Genomic DNA, 16,106 nt, shown 5'->3' on the forward strand with positions numbered 1-16,106 from the left:
GTCTTCCCCGCTCCTCCCCCGCACCCTTAGGCCGAGATTCCGGCACCGGGCCCATCTCGTCCAAGGTCGGCTTGCGCGGGCGGGAGACCGGTTTGGCTTCGCCGCCGCCCCAGTTATGCGGGCCCATGTCCTCATCGGTGGGTTTGCGCGCCCGCGTCGGCAGGTTCGCTGACGCCCCATAGCTGCGCTCCCCCCGGTACTTTCCAGCCGAGGCCTCGACATCGCTCTGGCGGGCGAGCGGGTCATCGGAGATGGCGAGTTCGGTCGCCTGCAGGCGCTTGATCTCGTCGCGGAGGCGGGCGGCGGTCTCGAATTCGAGATCGGCAGCGGCCTCGCGCATGCGCTTCTCGAGATCGGCGAGCGCAGCCTTGAGATTGTGGCCGGCGAACGGCGCATCGACCAGCCCCTTGTCGACCGTGACATGGTCGCGCTCGTAGACCGAGCCGAGGATGTCGCCGATCGCGCGCTTGATGGTCTGCGGCGTGATGCCGTTGGCGAGGTTGTAGGCCTCCTGCTTCTCGCGGCGGCGATTTGTCTCGGCCATCGCCCGCTCCATCGAGCCGGTGATGTGGTCGGCATAAAGGATGACCTTGCCGTCGACATTGCGGGCGGCGCGGCCGATGGTCTGGATCAACGAGGTCTCAGAGCGCAAAAAGCCTTCCTTGTCGGCGTCGAGAATGGCGACAAAGCCGCATTCCGGAATGTCGAGGCCCTCGCGCAGCAGGTTGATGCCGACCAGGACGTCGAAGGCGCCGAGGCGAAGATCGCGCAGGATCTCGATGCGCTCGATCGTGTCGATGTCGGAGTGCATGTAGCGCACACGGACGCCGTTCTCGTGCAGATACTCGGTCAGATCCTCGGCCATGCGCTTGGTCAGCACGGTGACGAGGCTGCGGTAGCCCTTCTCGGTGACCTCCTTGATCTCGTCGAGCAGGTCGGCGACCTGGTGTTTGGCGGGGCGGACCTCGACCGGTGGGTCGATCAGCCCGGTCGGGCGAATGACCTGCTCGGTGAAAACGCCGCCCGTGCGGTCCATTTCCCAGCCGCCGGGCGTGGCGGAGACATGCACCGATTGCGGGCGCATCGCGTCCCATTCCTCGAAGCGCAGTGGCCGGTTGTCCATGCAGGAGGGCAGGCGGAAGCCATATTCGGCCAGCGTCGCCTTGCGGCGGAAGTCGCCCCGGTACATGCCGCCGATCTGCGGCACGGTGACGTGGCTCTCATCGGTGAAGACCAGAGCGTTGTCCGGCAGGTATTCGAACAGAGTCGGCGGCGGTTCGCCCGGCTTGCGGCCGGTGAGATAGCGCGAATAGTTCTCGATGCCGTTGCAGGAGCCCGTCGACTCGATCATTTCGATGTCGAAGGTGCAGCGCTGGTCGAGCCGCTGCGCCTCGAGATAGCGACCCATGCGGTTGAGCTCCTCAAGGCGGGCCTTGAGCTCCTCCTTGATCGACTTGACGGCCTGGGTCAGCGTCGGGCGCGGCGTGGTGTAGTGCGAATTGCCGTAGACTTTCACGAATTCGAGGTCGGCCGTCTTCTGGCCGGTGAGCGGATCGAATTCCGAGATGCTCTCGACCTCGTCGCCGAATAGCCCGATGCGCCAGGCGCGGTCCTCATAGTGGGCCGGGAACAGTTCGATGACATCGCCTCGGACGCGAAAGGTGCCGCGCGCAAAATCGCCAAGCGTGCGCTTGTACTGCAGGGCGACGAGATCGGCGATGAGCTGGCGCTGCTCGATGCGCTCGCCGAGCTTGATGGCGAAGGTCATCGCCGTATAGGTCTCGACCGAGCCGATGCCGTAGATGCAGGAGACGCTGGCGACGATGATGACGTCGTCGCGCTCCAGCAGCGAACGCGTGGCCGAGTGGCGCATGCGGTCGATCTGCTCGTTGATCGAGGATTCCTTCTCGATAAACGTGTCCGAGCGCGGGACGTAGGCCTCCGGCTGGTAGTAATCGTAATAGGATACGAAGTACTCGACCGCATTGTCTGGGAAGAAGCTCTTGAACTCGCCGTAGAGCTGCGCCGCGAGTGTCTTGTTCGGGGCAAGGATCAAGGCAGGACGTTGCGTCTCCTCGATCACCTTTGCCATCGTGAAGGTCTTGCCGGAGCCGGTGACGCCGAGCAGGACCTGGTCGCGCTCCTGCCGTGCGACGCCGTCGACGAGATCGGCGATCGCGGTCGGCTGGTCACCTGCGGGCTCGAAATCCGACTGCATGCGGAAGGCGATGCCACCCTCGGACTTGTCCGGTCGGGCCGGGCGATGCGGCGTCCAGGGCTTGCCGGGATCGATGAAGGGGCTGCCGGACTCGAGCAGGTGCTGCAGAGAATGCGCGGTGACGGAAGCCGCGGTCTCGCCCTCGGCCTCGCCGAAGGCGGAAGCCGCGTCGTTCTTCTTCGGCTTCTTCTTCAGCTTGGCATCACCGGGGCGCGGCTCGCCATAGCCGGCCTGCGGCTGGTCGCTGAAGCCGGAGGCGCCGCCCGGGACCGCCCTGCCGCGGTTGATCGCGGGATTGAGCAGATCGGCGAGATAGCCCTCGAGCGGCTTCAACTCCGGCTTGGTGGCCTTGGAGTTCGGCGTGCGCGCGGACGCGGGCTTTTTTGCAGGCTTCGCCTTGGCGGTCGTGTCGGAGCTTTTCGGCATGGCGGCAATATGGGGCGAAACCGGTCCAGGCGCGAGGGGTAAGCGATCGCAGCAGGCGGATAGCTGACAGCAGGTGACAGGAGCACGCGGTGCCGTGCGCGCTCGAATTGAAGCGGTCTCGGAGCGGGCGCGATGCAGGTCCAGGCCCTCATCGCGCGCCTGCGCTTGTCGAAGCAGAAGCGAGGCTTATCCGCGGGACTTGGTCCCGCCGCGGGCGCGGAACGTATTCAGGGCCACCGCTGCCTGGATGAGAGCCTTCAATGCCTCCTCGTCGATCGCCTCGCCCTCATGAACGTCGATGGCACGCCTCGTGTTGCCGTCGAGGCTGGAATTGAAGAGGCCGGACGGGTCGTCAAGCGAAGCCCCCTTGGCAAAGGTCAGCTTGACGACGCTCTTGTAGGTCTCGCCGGTGCAGATCATTCCGTCGTGCGACCACACCGGAACCCCTCGCCACTTCCACTCCTCGACCACCTCGGGATCGGCTTGCTTGATCCATGCGCGGAGTTGGGAGAGCATCTTGCCCCGCCAGTCGCCGAGTTCCCTGATCCGCTCGTCGATCATTTGGGATGGGGCGTTTTCGTTCTGAGGCTCGCTCTGGCTCATGATATTCCTTTCCCTCGATGCCTTTTATGTGCTGGGCCAAGGATGCCTTTTATGTGCTGGGCCAAGTATGTGCTGGGCCAAGCCGAACACGGAAGACTGCTTGTGAAAACCCCTCCCGCGGGACGGGCGCAGGCCCAGCGGCGGCTCCGAAGGTGCGGCCCTTGATGATGCGGCCCTCGATGGTGCGGCCGGGCGCGTGGGTGTAGACTATAAAGGTCTTGTCTTCGGCGGTGCCTGATCCCCATCTCCAGGATATCGCTGTTCCAGGTTCCAGCACCGGCTTGGCGCTGCATCGCACGCAGTCGTGAGGACGTAACGCTGAAAGATGCGGTCCGATTCGCCGGATTCGCAGAGATCAATGGGAGGACGCCAGAATGACTCGCGCCTTCGTCAAGGAAGCCGAGGAGAGAGGTACCCTGGACGAGCTGCCGGACCGGCCAGTCTCGCCTCACCCGAACCTCGTGACGCCTGAGGGTCTCGCGCAGATCGAGTCTCAGCTGGCGCGCTGGCATGACGAACACGCAGCCGCGCTGGCCGGCGGAGACCGCACCGAAATCGCCCAGACACGGCGCGAGTTCCGCTACTGGACCGCGCGGCGCGCCAGCGCCAAGCTTGCCCCTGCGCAGGAAAGGCACGACATCATCCGCTTCGGCTCGACGGTGACGATCCGCCGGGCCGACGGACGCGAGCAGAGCTGGCGGCTGGTCGGTGAGGACGAGGCCGATCCGGCGCACGGGACGCTGCCTTATGTCGCGCCGTTGGCGAACGCGCTGATGGGCAAGGGCATCGGCGAGAGCGTCAGCGTCGGCACTGAGGCGGTCGAGATCATCGCGATCGCCTGAGGCGATCGCTCAGCTCTCCGCAAGCCAGGCCTGGATTCCTGCCGCAGCCGCAACCCCGGTCGCGAAGCAGGCCTGCAGCAGATAGCCGCCGGTCGGCGCCTCCCAATCCAGCATCTCGCCGGCGACAAAGGTGCCGGGCAGGCGTTTCAGCATGAAATCCTCGTCGATCTCGGCAGCGGCGACGCCACCGGCGGTGGAGATCGCCCGCTCGATCGGCCTGAGACCGGTCAGCACCAGGGGCGCGGCCTTGATCAGTGCGGCAAGCCTTTCCGGGTCTTCGGGGAGCGGCCCCTTCGCGGCTTCGCGCAGCAGCGCGATCGCCGGGGGAGCAAGACCTGCGGCCTTGCGCAGATGGTTGCTCAGCGTCTCGCCCTTGCGGCGATGCGCGAGGCGCTGGGCCAGCGCCGCCGCCTCGTGATCTGGCCGCAGATCGATGCTGATGCCCGCCCTGCCCTCGCGCAGGATCGTCTCGCGGATCGGGGCAGAGAGTGCGTAGACCGCGCCGCCCTCAAGGCCCGTCGCATCGATCAGCGCCTCGCCGGGCACGGATTGGCCGCCGAAGCTCAGGACGATGCGTTTCAGCGGTGCGCCGGCAAAGCGCTCGCGCATGGTCTGCGACCAATCGACCGTGAAGCCGCCATTGGCCGGGCGCAAGGGTGCAATCGCTACGCCGCGCGCGGCCAGCAAGGGCGCCCAGCCACCGTCGGACCCCAGCCGCGGCCAGCTCGCGCCACCGAGCGCGAGCAGCGTCGCATCGGGCCTGGCCTCGGTATCGGCACCATCGCGGTTCCGGAACATCAAGGCGCCCTCCTCGCTCCAGCCGGTCCAGCGATGGCCGGGTGCGAAGGCGACGCCGAGACCTTCGAGCCGGCGCAGCCAGGCGCGCAGCAAGGGCGAGGCCTTCATGGCGCGAGGGAAGACGCGTCCGCTGCTGCCGACGAATGTGTCCTGCCCGAGCGCATCGGCCCAGTCGCGCAGGGCTTGCGGCGGGAAGGCGCGGACGGCCGGCTCGAGCCAGGCCTGCGCATCGCGATAGCGAAGCAGGAAGCTGTCGAGCGGCTCGGAATGGGTGAGGTTCAACCCGCCGCGCCCGGCCAGCAGGAATTTGCGCGCCGGCGAAGGCATGCGCTCGTAGATCGTGACGGCTTCCCCGGCTGCGGCAAGGCGCTCGGCGGCGATCAGTCCGGAGGGCCCCGCTCCAATGATGGCGATGTGATGTGCCGGCATCGCTCCGGCTTGCCGTCCGCGCGCCCTGCGGTCAAGGGTGATCCGCGCCCAAGGGCCAGCGACAGGGACGAACCATGCCGACGATCGCCGCCTATCTCGGCGCAGCCATTCTCGAAATCGCCGGCTGTTTCGCGTTCTGGGGCTGGCTCCGGCTCGGCAAGCCGGTCTGGTGGCTCGCACCCGGACTGATTTCGCTCGCCCTGTTCGCCTGGCTGCTGACGCTGGCGGAGAGCGCGGCCGCCGGACGCGCCTATGCCGCCTATGGCGGCGTCTATATCGCCAGTTCGCTGGTCTGGCTCTGGACCGTCGAAGGCTTTCGCCCCGACCGCTGGGACGTTGCCGGCGGGCTGATCTGCCTCGCCGGCGCGGCGCTCATCATCGCAGGACCGCGCTAAACATCGGCCCGAAAAGTGGATTGCGGTTTTCGGGAAAGCCGATGCGAACATAGAAGGGTAGATCATCGGGCCGGATTCGATATCCGGCCCGATGATCTAAGCCTCAGCTCCGCGCAAAGGTCTCGTCGAAGGCGTAGCCGGCGCCACGAACGGTCCGCAGCGGATCCTTGGCGTTGTCGGGCGTGATCGCCTTGCGCAGCCGGCCGACATGGACGTCGACGGTGCGCTCGTCGATATAGACGTCGCGGCCCCAGACAGCGTCGAGCAGTTGGGCGCGGGAATAGACCCGACCCGGCGCCTGCATCAGGAACTCGAGCAGGCGGAACTCGGTCGGGCCGAGATGCAGCTCGCTCCCTGAGCGGCGGACGCGGCGGGTGGTGCGGTCGAGCTCGAGATCGCCTGCCGCCAGCAGGCCGGCGACATGCCCCGGCTTGGCGCGGCGCAGCAGCGCCTGGATGCGCGCGATCAGCTCGGGCAGCGAGAACGGCTTTACGACATAATCATCGGCACCGGTGGCGAGGCCGCGCACGCGCTCGGTCTCCTCGCCGCGGGCGGTGAGCATGATGATCGGTACCCGCTCGGTATCGCGACGAGTCCGCAACCGCCGGCAGAGCTCGATGCCGGAGAGGCCCGGCAGCATCCAGTCGAGCAGCACGAGATCCGGCGTATGATCGCGCAGATGCAGTTCGGCGTCGTCACCGCGCGCGACGCTGTCGACCTCGAAGCCCTCGGCCTCGAGATTGTAGCGCAGCAGCAGGGTCAGCGGCTCTTCGTCCTCAACGATCAGGATACGTGCGGGCATGTCTCACTCGGTCCCAAAGGTGTCGGGCGCCGGTCACTCACCGGTGGCGGCGTCCAGAAGGATGTTGGTGGTGTCGAGCTTGGGACGGGCTGCGTCCAAGGCTTCGCCCGTGACGAGATAGTGAATCGTCTCGGCGATGTTGGTGGTGTGGTCGCCGATGCGCTCGACGTTCTTGGCGCAGAACAGGAGATGCGTACAGAAAGTGATATTGCGCGGATCTTCCATCATGTAGGTGAGCAGCTCGCGGAAGAGCGAGGTATAGAGCGCGTCGATCTCGTCATCGCGGCGCCAGACCTCCATGGCCTTCTGCTCGTTGCTGACGGCGTAGGCGTCGAGCACGTCCTTGAGCTGGGCCTGGACCAGGCGGCTCATATGCTCGAGGCCGACGACCGCGCGCGACGGCGGCTGGAACTGGCTGGAGATGGCGACCGCGCGTTTGGCGATATTCTTGGCCAGATCGCCGACGCGCTCGATATCGGCGGCGATGCGGATGGCGGAGATCAGCTCGCGCAGGTCGTTGGCGAGCGGCTGGCGCCGGGCGATGGTGAGCACCGCCTTCTCCTCGACCTCGCGCTGCAGGTTGTCGAGGCGCTGGTCGGCGCTGATGACCTTCTGTGCCAACCCGGTATCGCGGCGCACCAGGGCAACCGTCGAATCGCCGAGCATGCGCTCCGACATGCCCCCCATCTCGGCAAGGCTGCGGCGGATCCCCTCGAGATCGGCGTCATATGAGCGGACGATGTGATCAGTCATCGCGGCATGTCCTTTGTCGGCAAAGCAGTTGGAAGGCTGGGCGCCGGATCAGCCGAAGCGGCCGGTGACGTAGTCCTGCGTCTGCTTCTTGTGCGGGTTCATGAAGATGGTGTTGGTGGCGTCGAATTCGATCACCTCACCGAGATACATGAAGGCGGTGTACTGCGAGATGCGCGCCGCCTGCTGCATGTTGTGGGTGACGATGACGATGGTGAAGTCGGTCTTGAGCTGCTCGAGCAGGTCCTCGATCTTGCCGGTCGAGATCGGATCGAGCGCCGAGGTCGGCTCGTCGAACAGGATCACTTCCGGCTTCTGGGCAATGGTGCGCGCAATGCAGAGGCGCTGCTGCTGGCCGCCGGACAAGCCCATGCCGGAGGTCCTGAGCTTGTCCTTGACCTCGTCCCAGAGCGCGGAGCGGCGCAGCGCGCCTTCGACGCGGTCATCGAGCTCGGACTTGGGCGGCTTCTCGTAGAGACGGATGCCGAATGCGACATTGTCGTAGATCGACATCGGGAAGGGCGTCGGCTTCTGGAACACCATCCCGATCCGCGAGCGCAGCTCGTTCACATCGATATCGTTGCTGATGATGTTGCGGCCATCGAGCAGGATCTCGCCGGTGGCGCGCTGCTCCGGATAGAGCGAATAGATGCGGTTGAAGATGCGCAGCAGGGTCGACTTGCCGCAGCCCGACGGGCCGATCAGGGCCGTGACGTGGCGGTCCCGGAAGTCGAGATTGATGTTCTTCAGCGCCTTGTGCTCGCCGTAGTAGAAATCGAGGTTCTTGACCGCGATCCGGACGGGGGCCTCGGCATCGAGCGCTTGCGGGCTCAGTTCCAGCGTCGAAAGCATCGACTTGTTCCTTTAGATCGAACGCGACGAGGGTTTAAGGCCGTTCATTTGCCACCCCGCACGATACGGCGGGCGAGAAGCGAGAGGCACAGGATCGAGACGGTGATGATCAGCGAACCGGCCCAGGCGAGCTGCTGCCAGTTCTCATAGGGGGCGGAGGCGAACTGATAGATCGTCACCGGCAGGTTGGAGACGCCGCCGACGAGGCTGGGCGAGAACCAGAAATTGTTATTGAGCGCGGTGAAGATCAGCGGTGCCGTCTCGCCGGCGATGCGCGCCAGGGCCAACAGGATGCCGGTGACCATGCCGGACTTCGCGGCCCGCCAGGTCACGCTGGTGATGACGACCGAAGGCGGGGCGCCGAGCGCAGCGCCGGCTTCGCGCAGCGAACTCGGCACGAGGCGCAGCATGTCCTCGGTGGTGCGCACGATGACCGGGATCGCGATGATGCCCAGCGCCACGCCGCCGGCCCAGCCGGAATAGCCACGGAAGGGCTCGACCAGGATGACGTAGACGAAGAGGCCGATCAGGATCGACGGGGCCGAGAGCAGAATGTCGTTGATGAAACGGATCAGGTCGGCGAGCTTCGAGCCCTTGCCATATTCGGCAAGATAGGTGCCGGCGAGCACGCCCACCGGCGTCGCGACGGCGATGCCGAGGAAGGTCAGCACGATCGAGCCGACAATGGCGTTGGCAAGGCCGCCCCCCTCGCTGCCGGGACCGGGCGTGACCTGGGTGAAGGTCGCGACGGAGAGCCCGCCGATCCCCTTCACGAGCAGCATGCCGAGAATCCAGAACAGCACGAAGATGGCGAGGAGGGTGAAGCTGGTGGCAATGATCCTCATCGCCCGATCGGCGGTGCGGCGCGCGGGACGGACGCGGCCCCAGACCTGATGAGGCGTCGCTGCGGGCGGGGTGACGGCGCTGTTCATGGCCAGGCTCCGCTCAGAAGGACTTGACGCGCGCGACAAGGATGCGCGCGATCACGAGGACGACGAAGGTGACGAAGAAGAGAATGCAGCCAAGCGCGATCAGCGCGTTGAGCTGCAGGCCCATCGCCTCGTTGAATTCGTTGGCGATGCGCGACGCAATGGTCGAGCCGGGATCCATGATCGAGGCCGAAAGCCGGTTGGCATTGCCGACGACGAAGGTCACCGCCATGGTCTCGCCAAGCGCGCGGCCAAGCCCGAGCATGATGGCGCCGATGATCGAGACGCCGGCCTGCGGCACCAGCACATGGCGCACGACCTCCCAGGTCGTGGCGCCGATGCCGTAGGCGCTTTCACGCAGCACGGACGGGATCTGCTCCAGCATGTCGCGGGTGATCGAGGCGATGAAGGGGATGATCATGAAGGCGAGGATGATGCCGGCCGTCAGGATGCCGAGGCCCGAGGGCGAGCGCGAATACAGCACGGTGCCGAGCAGCGGAATGCCTTCGACGATGTTCGAGACCGGGATCTGCACATAGGCCGCGAAGAGCGGCACGAAGACGAAGAGCCCCCACATGCCGTAGATGATCGAGGGCACGGCGGCGAGCAGCTCGATCGTCGTCGAGACCGGGCGCTTGAACCAGGGCGGTGCAAGCTGGGTGAGGTAGACGGCGATGCCGAGCGAGAGCGGCACGCCAAGGACCAGCGCGATCAGCGCGGTCGACAAGGTGCCGACGATCGCGGGCCAGGCGCCATACTGTTCGTTCTGGGTGTCCCAGACGCTGGACGTGATGAAGCCGAAGCCGAATTCGCGGAAGGCAGGCCAGCCGCCGATGATCATCGAGGCGAGGATGCCTGCGAGCAGCACCAGCACGAAGAGCGCGGCGGCCCGGCTGGCATTGCGGAAGACAATGTCGAAGGTGCCCTTTGGAGTGCGGCGAATGGCGGGCGCGCCGGGCGCGGCCATCTGGTCTGTCACGGCAGCCATCCGTGGTTACTCCGGTCGCATAAGAAGCACGAGGAAACGGGTCTTACAGTCGATGAACGCGAGGCGGGAACAGACCCGCCTCGCGTCATGGCATGGCTCAGAAGATCGGCTTGCCGGCCGGGTCGGTCACGCCCTTCCAGGCGGCGCGGACCTGATCCTTGACGTTGGCCGGGAGCGGCACGTAGTCGAGGTCGAGCGCGAGCTTGTCGCCGTTCTTATAGGCCCAGTCGACGAATTTCAGCGCGGACTGCACCTCTTCCGGCTTCTCGGGCTTGGCATGCACGAGCAGGAAGGTGGCAGAGGTGATCGGCCAGGCCTCGGCGCCCTTCTGGTTGTTCAGCGAGATGCCGAAGCCGGGAGCCTCGTTCCAGTTCGCATTGGCGGCAGCGGCCTGGAAGGACTTGTCGTCCGGAGCCGGGTACTTGCCTTCGGCGTTCTCGACCAGCGCATGGGCCAGCTTGTTCTGCTTGGCATAGGCGTACTCGACATAGCCGATCGAGTTCGCGACCTGCTTGACGGAGGCCGAGACGCCCTCATTGCCCTTGCCGCCGATGCCGACCGGCCATTGCACCGCCGTGTTGGTGCCGATCTTCGACTTCCAGTCCGGCGAAACGCGCGAGAGATAGTCGGTGAAGACGAAGGTCGTTCCCGAGCCGTCCGAGCGATAGACCGGGTTGATGTTGGCATCAGGCAGGGCCAGGCCGGCATTGATGGCGACGATCTTGGGATCGTTCCACTTCTTGATGGTGCCCTGATAGATGTCGGCGATGATCGCGCCGGTGAGCTTCAGCTTGCCCGGCTCGACGCCCGCAATGTTGATCGCCGGAACGACGCCGCCCATGACGGTCGGGAACTGGATCAGGCCGTCCTTGGTCAGGTCCTCGCCCTTGAGCGGAGCATCGGTCGCGCCGAAGGCGACCGTCTTGGCCTTGATCTGGCGGATACCGCCGCCCGAGCCGATCGACTGATAGTTGAGACCGATATTGGTCTCCTTCTTATAGGCCTCAGCCCATTTCGAGTAGATCGGGAAAGGGAAGGTCGCGCCCGCGCCGGTGATGTCGGCGGCCTGGGCAACGCCGGCCAAGCCGATCGTCGCAGCCGCGAGAATGAGAATTTTGCGCATTAGAGGAGTCCTCGTCTGGGTCGCAGTCTTTAGCAGCCCCGCTAGAACACCTTCCATATGACAGACAGATGACAGACCGTCACGTTCGCCGTCACATTCGCCGTCACATGGGTCATGATGGATTTCGGACCATGGCGCCAAGGCGCGGCAGGATCGCCTTGAAGACGGCGCCCTTACCGTACTCGCTCTCGATGGTCAGGCGGCCACGATGGCGCAGCACGATGTGCTTGACGATGGCAAGGCCGAGACCCGTGCCGCCAGCCTCGCGGCTCGCGGCGGTGTCGACGCGATAGAAGCGCTCGGTGAGCCGCGGCAGATGCTCGGGCGGGATGCCCGGCCCGTCGTCGCGCACGCTGACGCTAGCCTCGCTCGCGCCCTCGACCACATCGATTGCAACCGCGCCGCCCTCGCGGCCGTATTTGATGGCGTTCTCGACGAGATTCTCCATCAGCCGCAACAGTTCGTCGCGGTCGCCCGCGACCTGGACCGGCTGGGACGGCGTCTCGAGCCTCAGCGTCACCTTGCGCTCGCGCGCCATCAGGGTGAGCGAGTCGACGATCTCGCGGGAAATCGCGGAAAGATCGACAGGCGTGTCCGGCGCGAGATGGGCGCGCAGTTCGATGCGCGAGAGCGAAAGCAGATCGTCCACCAGCCGCGCCATGCGCAGGCCCTGCTCGCGCATGATGGTGAGGAAGCGGTCGCGCGCGCCGGTATCGTTGCGCGCCGGTCCCTGCAGGGTCTCGACGAAGCCGAGCAGGGAGGCGAGCGGGGTGCGCAGTTCGTGGCTGGCATTCGCCACGAAATCGACGCGCATACGTTCAGTGACGCGTAGCTCGCTCAGATCCTCAAAGGTGAGCACCACAGGATTGCGCCAGACGCCGCCGGTCAGGGCCGCGATGTGGATACGGAAGGTGCGTTCGACCGGTACACGCTCGACCAACTCGATGACCCGGCGCCCCCCGCGGCGCGAAACCTGCTCGATCGCGTCGATCAGGTCAGGGTCGCGCAGGACGAGCGTCAGCGACTGGCCTCGTTCGAGAGCCGGAATGAGCGCACGCATCGCCGGGCTCAGCGCCTGTGCCACACCCTGCGCATCGAGCAGCACCGCGGCGGCACCCAGCGCCTCGATCAGCGCTGCCGTGGCCGGCGCGTAGGGATCGACGACATCGACCATGTGAACATGCCCATCAGAAGGAAGCTGGCGCCCTCATAGGGGGTGGCACGCACTCTGCCAATCGCTCCAGGATAAATGACCCGTTCTCGCGGGGCCCGCGCAAGGTGCGGCGAGAGCGAAGGCGAAACCCACGCCATCCACGATCTCGGCACGAACGAGAACGCGCTCGGGCGGTCGATATCGGCATCACGCTGAACGCCGTGGAGGCGGTCGCTGTCGCACTCACGGTCAGGATCGAGCCCCACCGTGGCCGCTCAGATCAGGAATGTATTTTCACCGAATTATTGTGTGGTGGTTGCGTCATTCCCTGCCGTGAAAAGGCTAGGGGAAATGAACCTCAAACCGCGGACTGATATCCATCGAACCGACCAGCCATCTTTTGGCCTTCTACCCACACTATTCGGACACGGAACTACTCGGCCAGGCCAAGAATATGGTGGCTTTGGCCTTCCATCATCCCTAGTCTTGTTGAGTATTTTATGCGTCGTTTTATCTTGGCTGCATGCGTTGCAGCTTGCCTCCCTGCGTCCGCCCAAGCCAATGTCCCCGTCGACAAGGTCTCGTTCCAACCGCAAGTGAAAGGGTTGGGGTGCCTCAAACCCGAAACCCTGGCGATGATCAGCGAACTGGTCGCCAAGATCGGCCCGATCAAGATCACCTCGACCTGTAGTGGTCGCCACGCCCGCAACTCCCAGCATTATAGTGGTAGGGCGATCGATTTCAGGCCGCTCGCCGCTTCCACGCGCAGCGCGGTCGCTGCCGCCAAGGCCCTTGCGAGCACGGGCGGCGTCGGCTCCTACCCGAACGGCCTCGTGCATGTCGATGTCGGTGCGCGCGAGGCCTCCTGGTATGGGCACAAGCGCAGCAACCGCCAGGTCGCCGACAACCGTTAGCGATACTGCGTTCCCATCGACGGGCGTGCCTTAGATGTCGTGGCGCTTGATGCGGCGGATCATTTCGTGCAGCGCCAGCATCACCAGCGCCAGGATGAAGGGCAGCAGGTAGTAGATGATGCGGAAGAGCAGCAGCGCTCCAAGCACATGGCCATAAGGCAGCCGGTTGAGCGCGACGAGCATCGTCGCTTCAAAGACGCCGAGCCCGCCGGGCGTATGGGCGGCAATGCCGATCAGGCAGGCGAAGACATAGGCCGCCAGGAATGCCGGATATTCCAGCCCATAGCCGCCGGGCAGCAGCACGAAGAGCACGGCGGCGGCGGCGCAGACCTCGCAGGCGCCGAGCGTCATCTGGCCTAGCGTGATGCCCACCCCCGGTAACGGCAGATTCCAGCCGCGGATCCGGAACGTGCGATCGCCGGTCGCGACCCAGACGAGATAGCCGAGGATGGCGAGCGCCGTCGCGGCACCAACGGTCTGCACGACCCAGGGCGAGGTGCGCGCCAGCTGCGCGACAGAATCGGTGGCATAGAACAGGCAGGCGCTGAGGATCGCGCCGAGGCCGAGCCAGAAGGTCAGGCCGGCGATAACTGTCAGGCGAGCGACCTCCGAGGCGCGCACACCCTTGGCCGAGTAGATCCAGTAGCGAACGGTGCCGCCCGTCACGATCGGGAAGCCAAGCGTGAAGGACACGGAATAGCTGGAGAAGGAAGCGAGCGCGGTCGTGCGGTAGGGGATCGACATCCCCAGCCTCCTCAGCGCCAGCGCATCATAGCCGGTCAGCAACAGATAGCTCAACGCGGTGAATCCGAGCGCCAACCCGATCTGGCGGCGGCTGGCATCGGCGAAGGCACTGGCGACCTGGCCCGGCTCCATCTCGCTGATGATCAGCCAGAGGACGGCGAGCGAGGCGACGAAGATGACAGTGCTGGCAAGCGGGCCGAGCCAGCGCCAGCGGCTGCGTTTGCGCAACGGCATTCCGGGCTCGTTCGGGCCGTACGACATGCTCTCTCGTGATCAATTGCGCGAGGTCGGAGGGTGGCTCGCGCCGATTGCGGACGGGAGGGCACCGCAGCACCCTGGCCCCGACAGATAGCGCCTCGGCCGCGATCCACAAGACGGAAGGACGCGGCGAATGCGCGCCATGAGGCTGATGCAGATCGCGTCGGGCCGGCATTGCGACGGCCCGACGACAGCTGCCTGCTTCAGCCCAACCCTTTGGCCAATATCAGGTTTCTCCAGCTTGAGCCGCGGCGAAGAATGCCTCCGGCCCCTCGATCTCGACCAACTTGCGATGCTCGATCAGCCAGAAGCGATTGCCGACCGCCCTGACGAAGCTGCGGTCATGCGAGACCAGCAGGCAGCTCGCCTCATGCGCCATGAGTTCGGCCTCCAAAGCCTCCTGCCCTTCAATATCGAGATGGTTCGTCGGTTCGTCGAGCAGATAGAAATTCGGATTGGCCAGACGCAGCGCCAGCATGGCGAGCCGCGACTTTTGCCCGCCCGAAAGCGCACCGATCCGGCTGTTCTGCATGTCGATCGACACTCCCGCCCCCGCCAGCAGGCTGCGCGCCGGCTGGTCGCCGACATCGAACCCCCGGGTGATCACGCCATGCGGCGTGTCGCTGTCGGCGAGTTCCGAGAGGCTCTGACTGCTGTAGCCGAGTGCAAGCGACGGCGTGACCTTGATGCTCGCAGCTTCGGCATCCGCGATCGCGGCCCTGATCAGACCGACAAGGCGCGACTTCCCGGTCCCATTGCGGCCAAGCAGTACGATCCGGTCACCCTGGGCGATCGAGCGCTTGCCGGTTTTGAACAGCGGCGTCCCAGCCGGCGTCTCGACGGAAAGATCGTCGAACGCCACCAGGACCTTGGCATGGGTGCCGCGATTGGCCAGCCGGATCGCTCCCGATGAGCGCTCCTGATAGCCAGGCCGTGCCGCCTCCTCCATTCGCTCGGCTCTTTGCCTGAGCTGCTTGGTTTTGACCACGAGCAGGTCGCTGCCGGAATTGATCCCGATATTGTTCAGCTTCGCCGCCTGCCGGCGCAACTGCTGCGCCGCCTTCATCTCGCGCTGGTAGCGGCGCTCCTCCGAGGCATCGACCTCATCGAGCGCGGCGCGCGCCCGCGTATAGGGCAGCGCGAAGACCGGCGAGCTTTCCAGCCTGAGGAACAGCGTGCGGTTGGTCACCGCATCGAGGAAGGCGCGATCATGGCTGGAAATCACGACGGGCACGTCCCGCGGCAAGCCATTCAGCCATTCCTCGAGCTGGCTGATCCGGGCGAGGTCGAGATGGTTGGTCGGCTCGTCGAGCAGCAGCATGTCGGGATCGGTCACCCAGACGCTGGCCAGCATGGCGAAGCGCTGCCAGCCGCCGCTCAGCTGCGACAAGGGGCGCCGGCGAAGCGCCTCGGGAATTTCGAGCGATTCCAGCGCGACGTCGACGCGCCACGATTCCGTCTCGGCCTGCTCCGGCGGCAGGGCGCGACGGACGAGGTCATAGAAGGGCAATGCAAGCAGCGCGGCCGGAATCTCCTGCTCGACATGGCCGACGCGAAGCCCGCGCGAACGCGTGATCTCGCCTGCCGTGGGCTCTTGGGAGCCAGCGAGGCAGCGCAGCAACGTGGATTTACCCCGACCATTGGCGGCGACGAGGCCGAGGCGGTCGCCCGGCCCGATGGCAAGATTGAGATTGGAAAAGAGCGGCGCACCGAGCGTGACGCCGAGTTTGCGAGCGTTGATCAAGGCCATAATCGTTCTCTGGACTGCCCGAGCCGTTGTCCAGCATCCCGGAAAGGCGGATTTCACCGCCTTGAGGATGGGGATGCCGGATGCCTGTGCGGCGTCAGCTCGTTGGGTTGGAAGAGGCGCAGTTCACCGCAG

The 16,106-nt window shown here is 65.6% G+C and carries 15 protein-coding genes; 3 read left to right on the plus strand and 12 right to left on the minus strand.

Annotated features, from left to right (window positions below; all coding sequences use genetic code 11):
• Together uvrB and FG93_RS14940 are read right to left on the minus strand one after the other, a co-directional pair.
• Window positions 1–2,644 (minus strand): excinuclease ABC subunit UvrB (gene uvrB / locus FG93_RS14935; protein WP_280114141.1); only part of this gene is annotated, 2,644 nt, incomplete at its 3' end.
• 186 nt (window positions 2,645–2,830) lie between these two features.
• Complete coding sequence (locus tag FG93_RS14940; RefSeq protein ID WP_043235678.1) at window positions 2,831–3,247, minus strand: DUF1801 domain-containing protein; 417 nt, start codon at window positions 3,245–3,247, stop codon at window positions 2,831–2,833.
• A 374-nt stretch (window positions 3,248–3,621) separates the two neighbouring features.
• On the opposite strand from FG93_RS14940, the gene greA reads away from it, so the two are divergent.
• Window positions 3,622–4,089 carry a transcription elongation factor GreA gene (gene greA / locus FG93_RS14945; RefSeq protein ID WP_043235680.1) on the plus strand — a complete coding sequence of 156 codons (468 nt, stop codon included), beginning with the start codon at window positions 3,622–3,624 and terminating at the stop codon, window positions 4,087–4,089.
• A gap of 9 nt (window positions 4,090–4,098) precedes the next feature.
• Here the strand turns inward: greA and FG93_RS14950 are convergent, their stop codons facing one another.
• Window positions 4,099–5,316, minus strand: a complete 1,218-nt coding sequence (locus FG93_RS14950) for a TIGR03862 family flavoprotein (protein WP_043235683.1) — start codon at window positions 5,314–5,316, stop codon at window positions 4,099–4,101.
• 74 nt (window positions 5,317–5,390) lie between these two features.
• Between FG93_RS14950 and FG93_RS14955 the strand changes: the two genes are divergently transcribed.
• Window positions 5,391–5,711: a YnfA family protein gene (locus tag FG93_RS14955; protein ID WP_043235685.1), complete on the plus strand. Its 321-nt coding sequence runs from the start codon at window positions 5,391–5,393 to the stop codon at window positions 5,709–5,711.
• 103 nt (window positions 5,712–5,814) lie between these two features.
• Here FG93_RS14955 and phoB read toward each other — a convergent pair whose 3' ends face one another.
• From phoB to FG93_RS14990, 7 genes are all read right to left on the minus strand, one after another.
• Window positions 5,815–6,513: a phosphate regulon transcriptional regulator PhoB gene (gene phoB / locus FG93_RS14960; RefSeq protein ID WP_043235687.1), complete on the minus strand. Its 699-nt coding sequence runs from the start codon at window positions 6,511–6,513 to the stop codon at window positions 5,815–5,817.
• A gap of 33 nt (window positions 6,514–6,546) precedes the next feature.
• Window positions 6,547–7,266 (minus strand): phosphate signaling complex protein PhoU, encoded by a 720-nt coding sequence (gene phoU / locus FG93_RS14965; RefSeq protein ID WP_043235689.1) that lies wholly within the window; start codon window positions 7,264–7,266, stop codon window positions 6,547–6,549.
• Window positions 7,267–7,314: 48 nt separating this feature from the next.
• On the minus strand, window positions 7,315–8,115 hold the full coding sequence (gene pstB / locus FG93_RS14970; protein WP_043235691.1) for a phosphate ABC transporter ATP-binding protein PstB: 801 nt from the start codon (window positions 8,113–8,115) through the stop codon (window positions 7,315–7,317).
• Window positions 8,116–8,159: 44 nt separating this feature from the next.
• Window positions 8,160–9,047 (minus strand): phosphate ABC transporter permease PstA, encoded by an 888-nt coding sequence (pstA, locus tag FG93_RS14975; RefSeq protein WP_043235692.1) that lies wholly within the window; start codon window positions 9,045–9,047, stop codon window positions 8,160–8,162.
• Window positions 9,048–9,060: 13 nt separating this feature from the next.
• Window positions 9,061–10,032: a phosphate ABC transporter permease subunit PstC gene (pstC, locus tag FG93_RS14980; RefSeq protein WP_043235695.1), complete on the minus strand. Its 972-nt coding sequence runs from the start codon at window positions 10,030–10,032 to the stop codon at window positions 9,061–9,063.
• A 97-nt stretch (window positions 10,033–10,129) separates the two neighbouring features.
• Entirely contained in the window at window positions 10,130–11,155 is a 1,026-nt protein-coding gene (gene pstS / locus FG93_RS14985; protein WP_043235696.1) for a phosphate ABC transporter substrate-binding protein PstS, read from the minus strand.
• Window positions 11,156–11,267: 112 nt separating this feature from the next.
• A complete protein-coding gene (locus FG93_RS14990; RefSeq protein ID WP_052513790.1) occupies window positions 11,268–12,329 on the minus strand; it encodes an ATP-binding protein in 1,062 nt (353 codons plus the stop codon).
• Window positions 12,330–12,943: 614 nt separating this feature from the next.
• Between FG93_RS14990 and FG93_RS14995 the strand changes: the two genes are divergently transcribed.
• Window positions 12,944–13,222, plus strand: a complete 279-nt coding sequence (locus FG93_RS14995; protein ID WP_043235698.1) for a DUF882 domain-containing protein — start codon at window positions 12,944–12,946, stop codon at window positions 13,220–13,222.
• A gap of 30 nt (window positions 13,223–13,252) precedes the next feature.
• Here the strand turns inward: FG93_RS14995 and FG93_RS15000 are convergent, their stop codons facing one another.
• Together FG93_RS15000 and FG93_RS15005 are read right to left on the minus strand one after the other, a co-directional pair.
• The gene (locus FG93_RS15000) at window positions 13,253–14,200 is read right to left on the minus strand and encodes a lysylphosphatidylglycerol synthase domain-containing protein (protein ID WP_052513791.1); all 948 of its coding nucleotides are present in this window, start codon (window positions 14,198–14,200) and stop codon (window positions 13,253–13,255) included.
• A gap of 250 nt (window positions 14,201–14,450) precedes the next feature.
• Window positions 14,451–15,974 carry an ABC-F family ATP-binding cassette domain-containing protein gene (locus FG93_RS15005; protein ID WP_043235700.1) on the minus strand — a complete coding sequence of 508 codons (1,524 nt, stop codon included), beginning with the start codon at window positions 15,972–15,974 and terminating at the stop codon, window positions 14,451–14,453.
• Window positions 15,975–16,106 lie beyond the last annotated feature (132 nt).

The organism is Allobosea sp. LC85 (assembly GCF_000735605.1).
Lineage (GTDB): Bacteria > Pseudomonadota > Alphaproteobacteria > Rhizobiales > Beijerinckiaceae > Allobosea.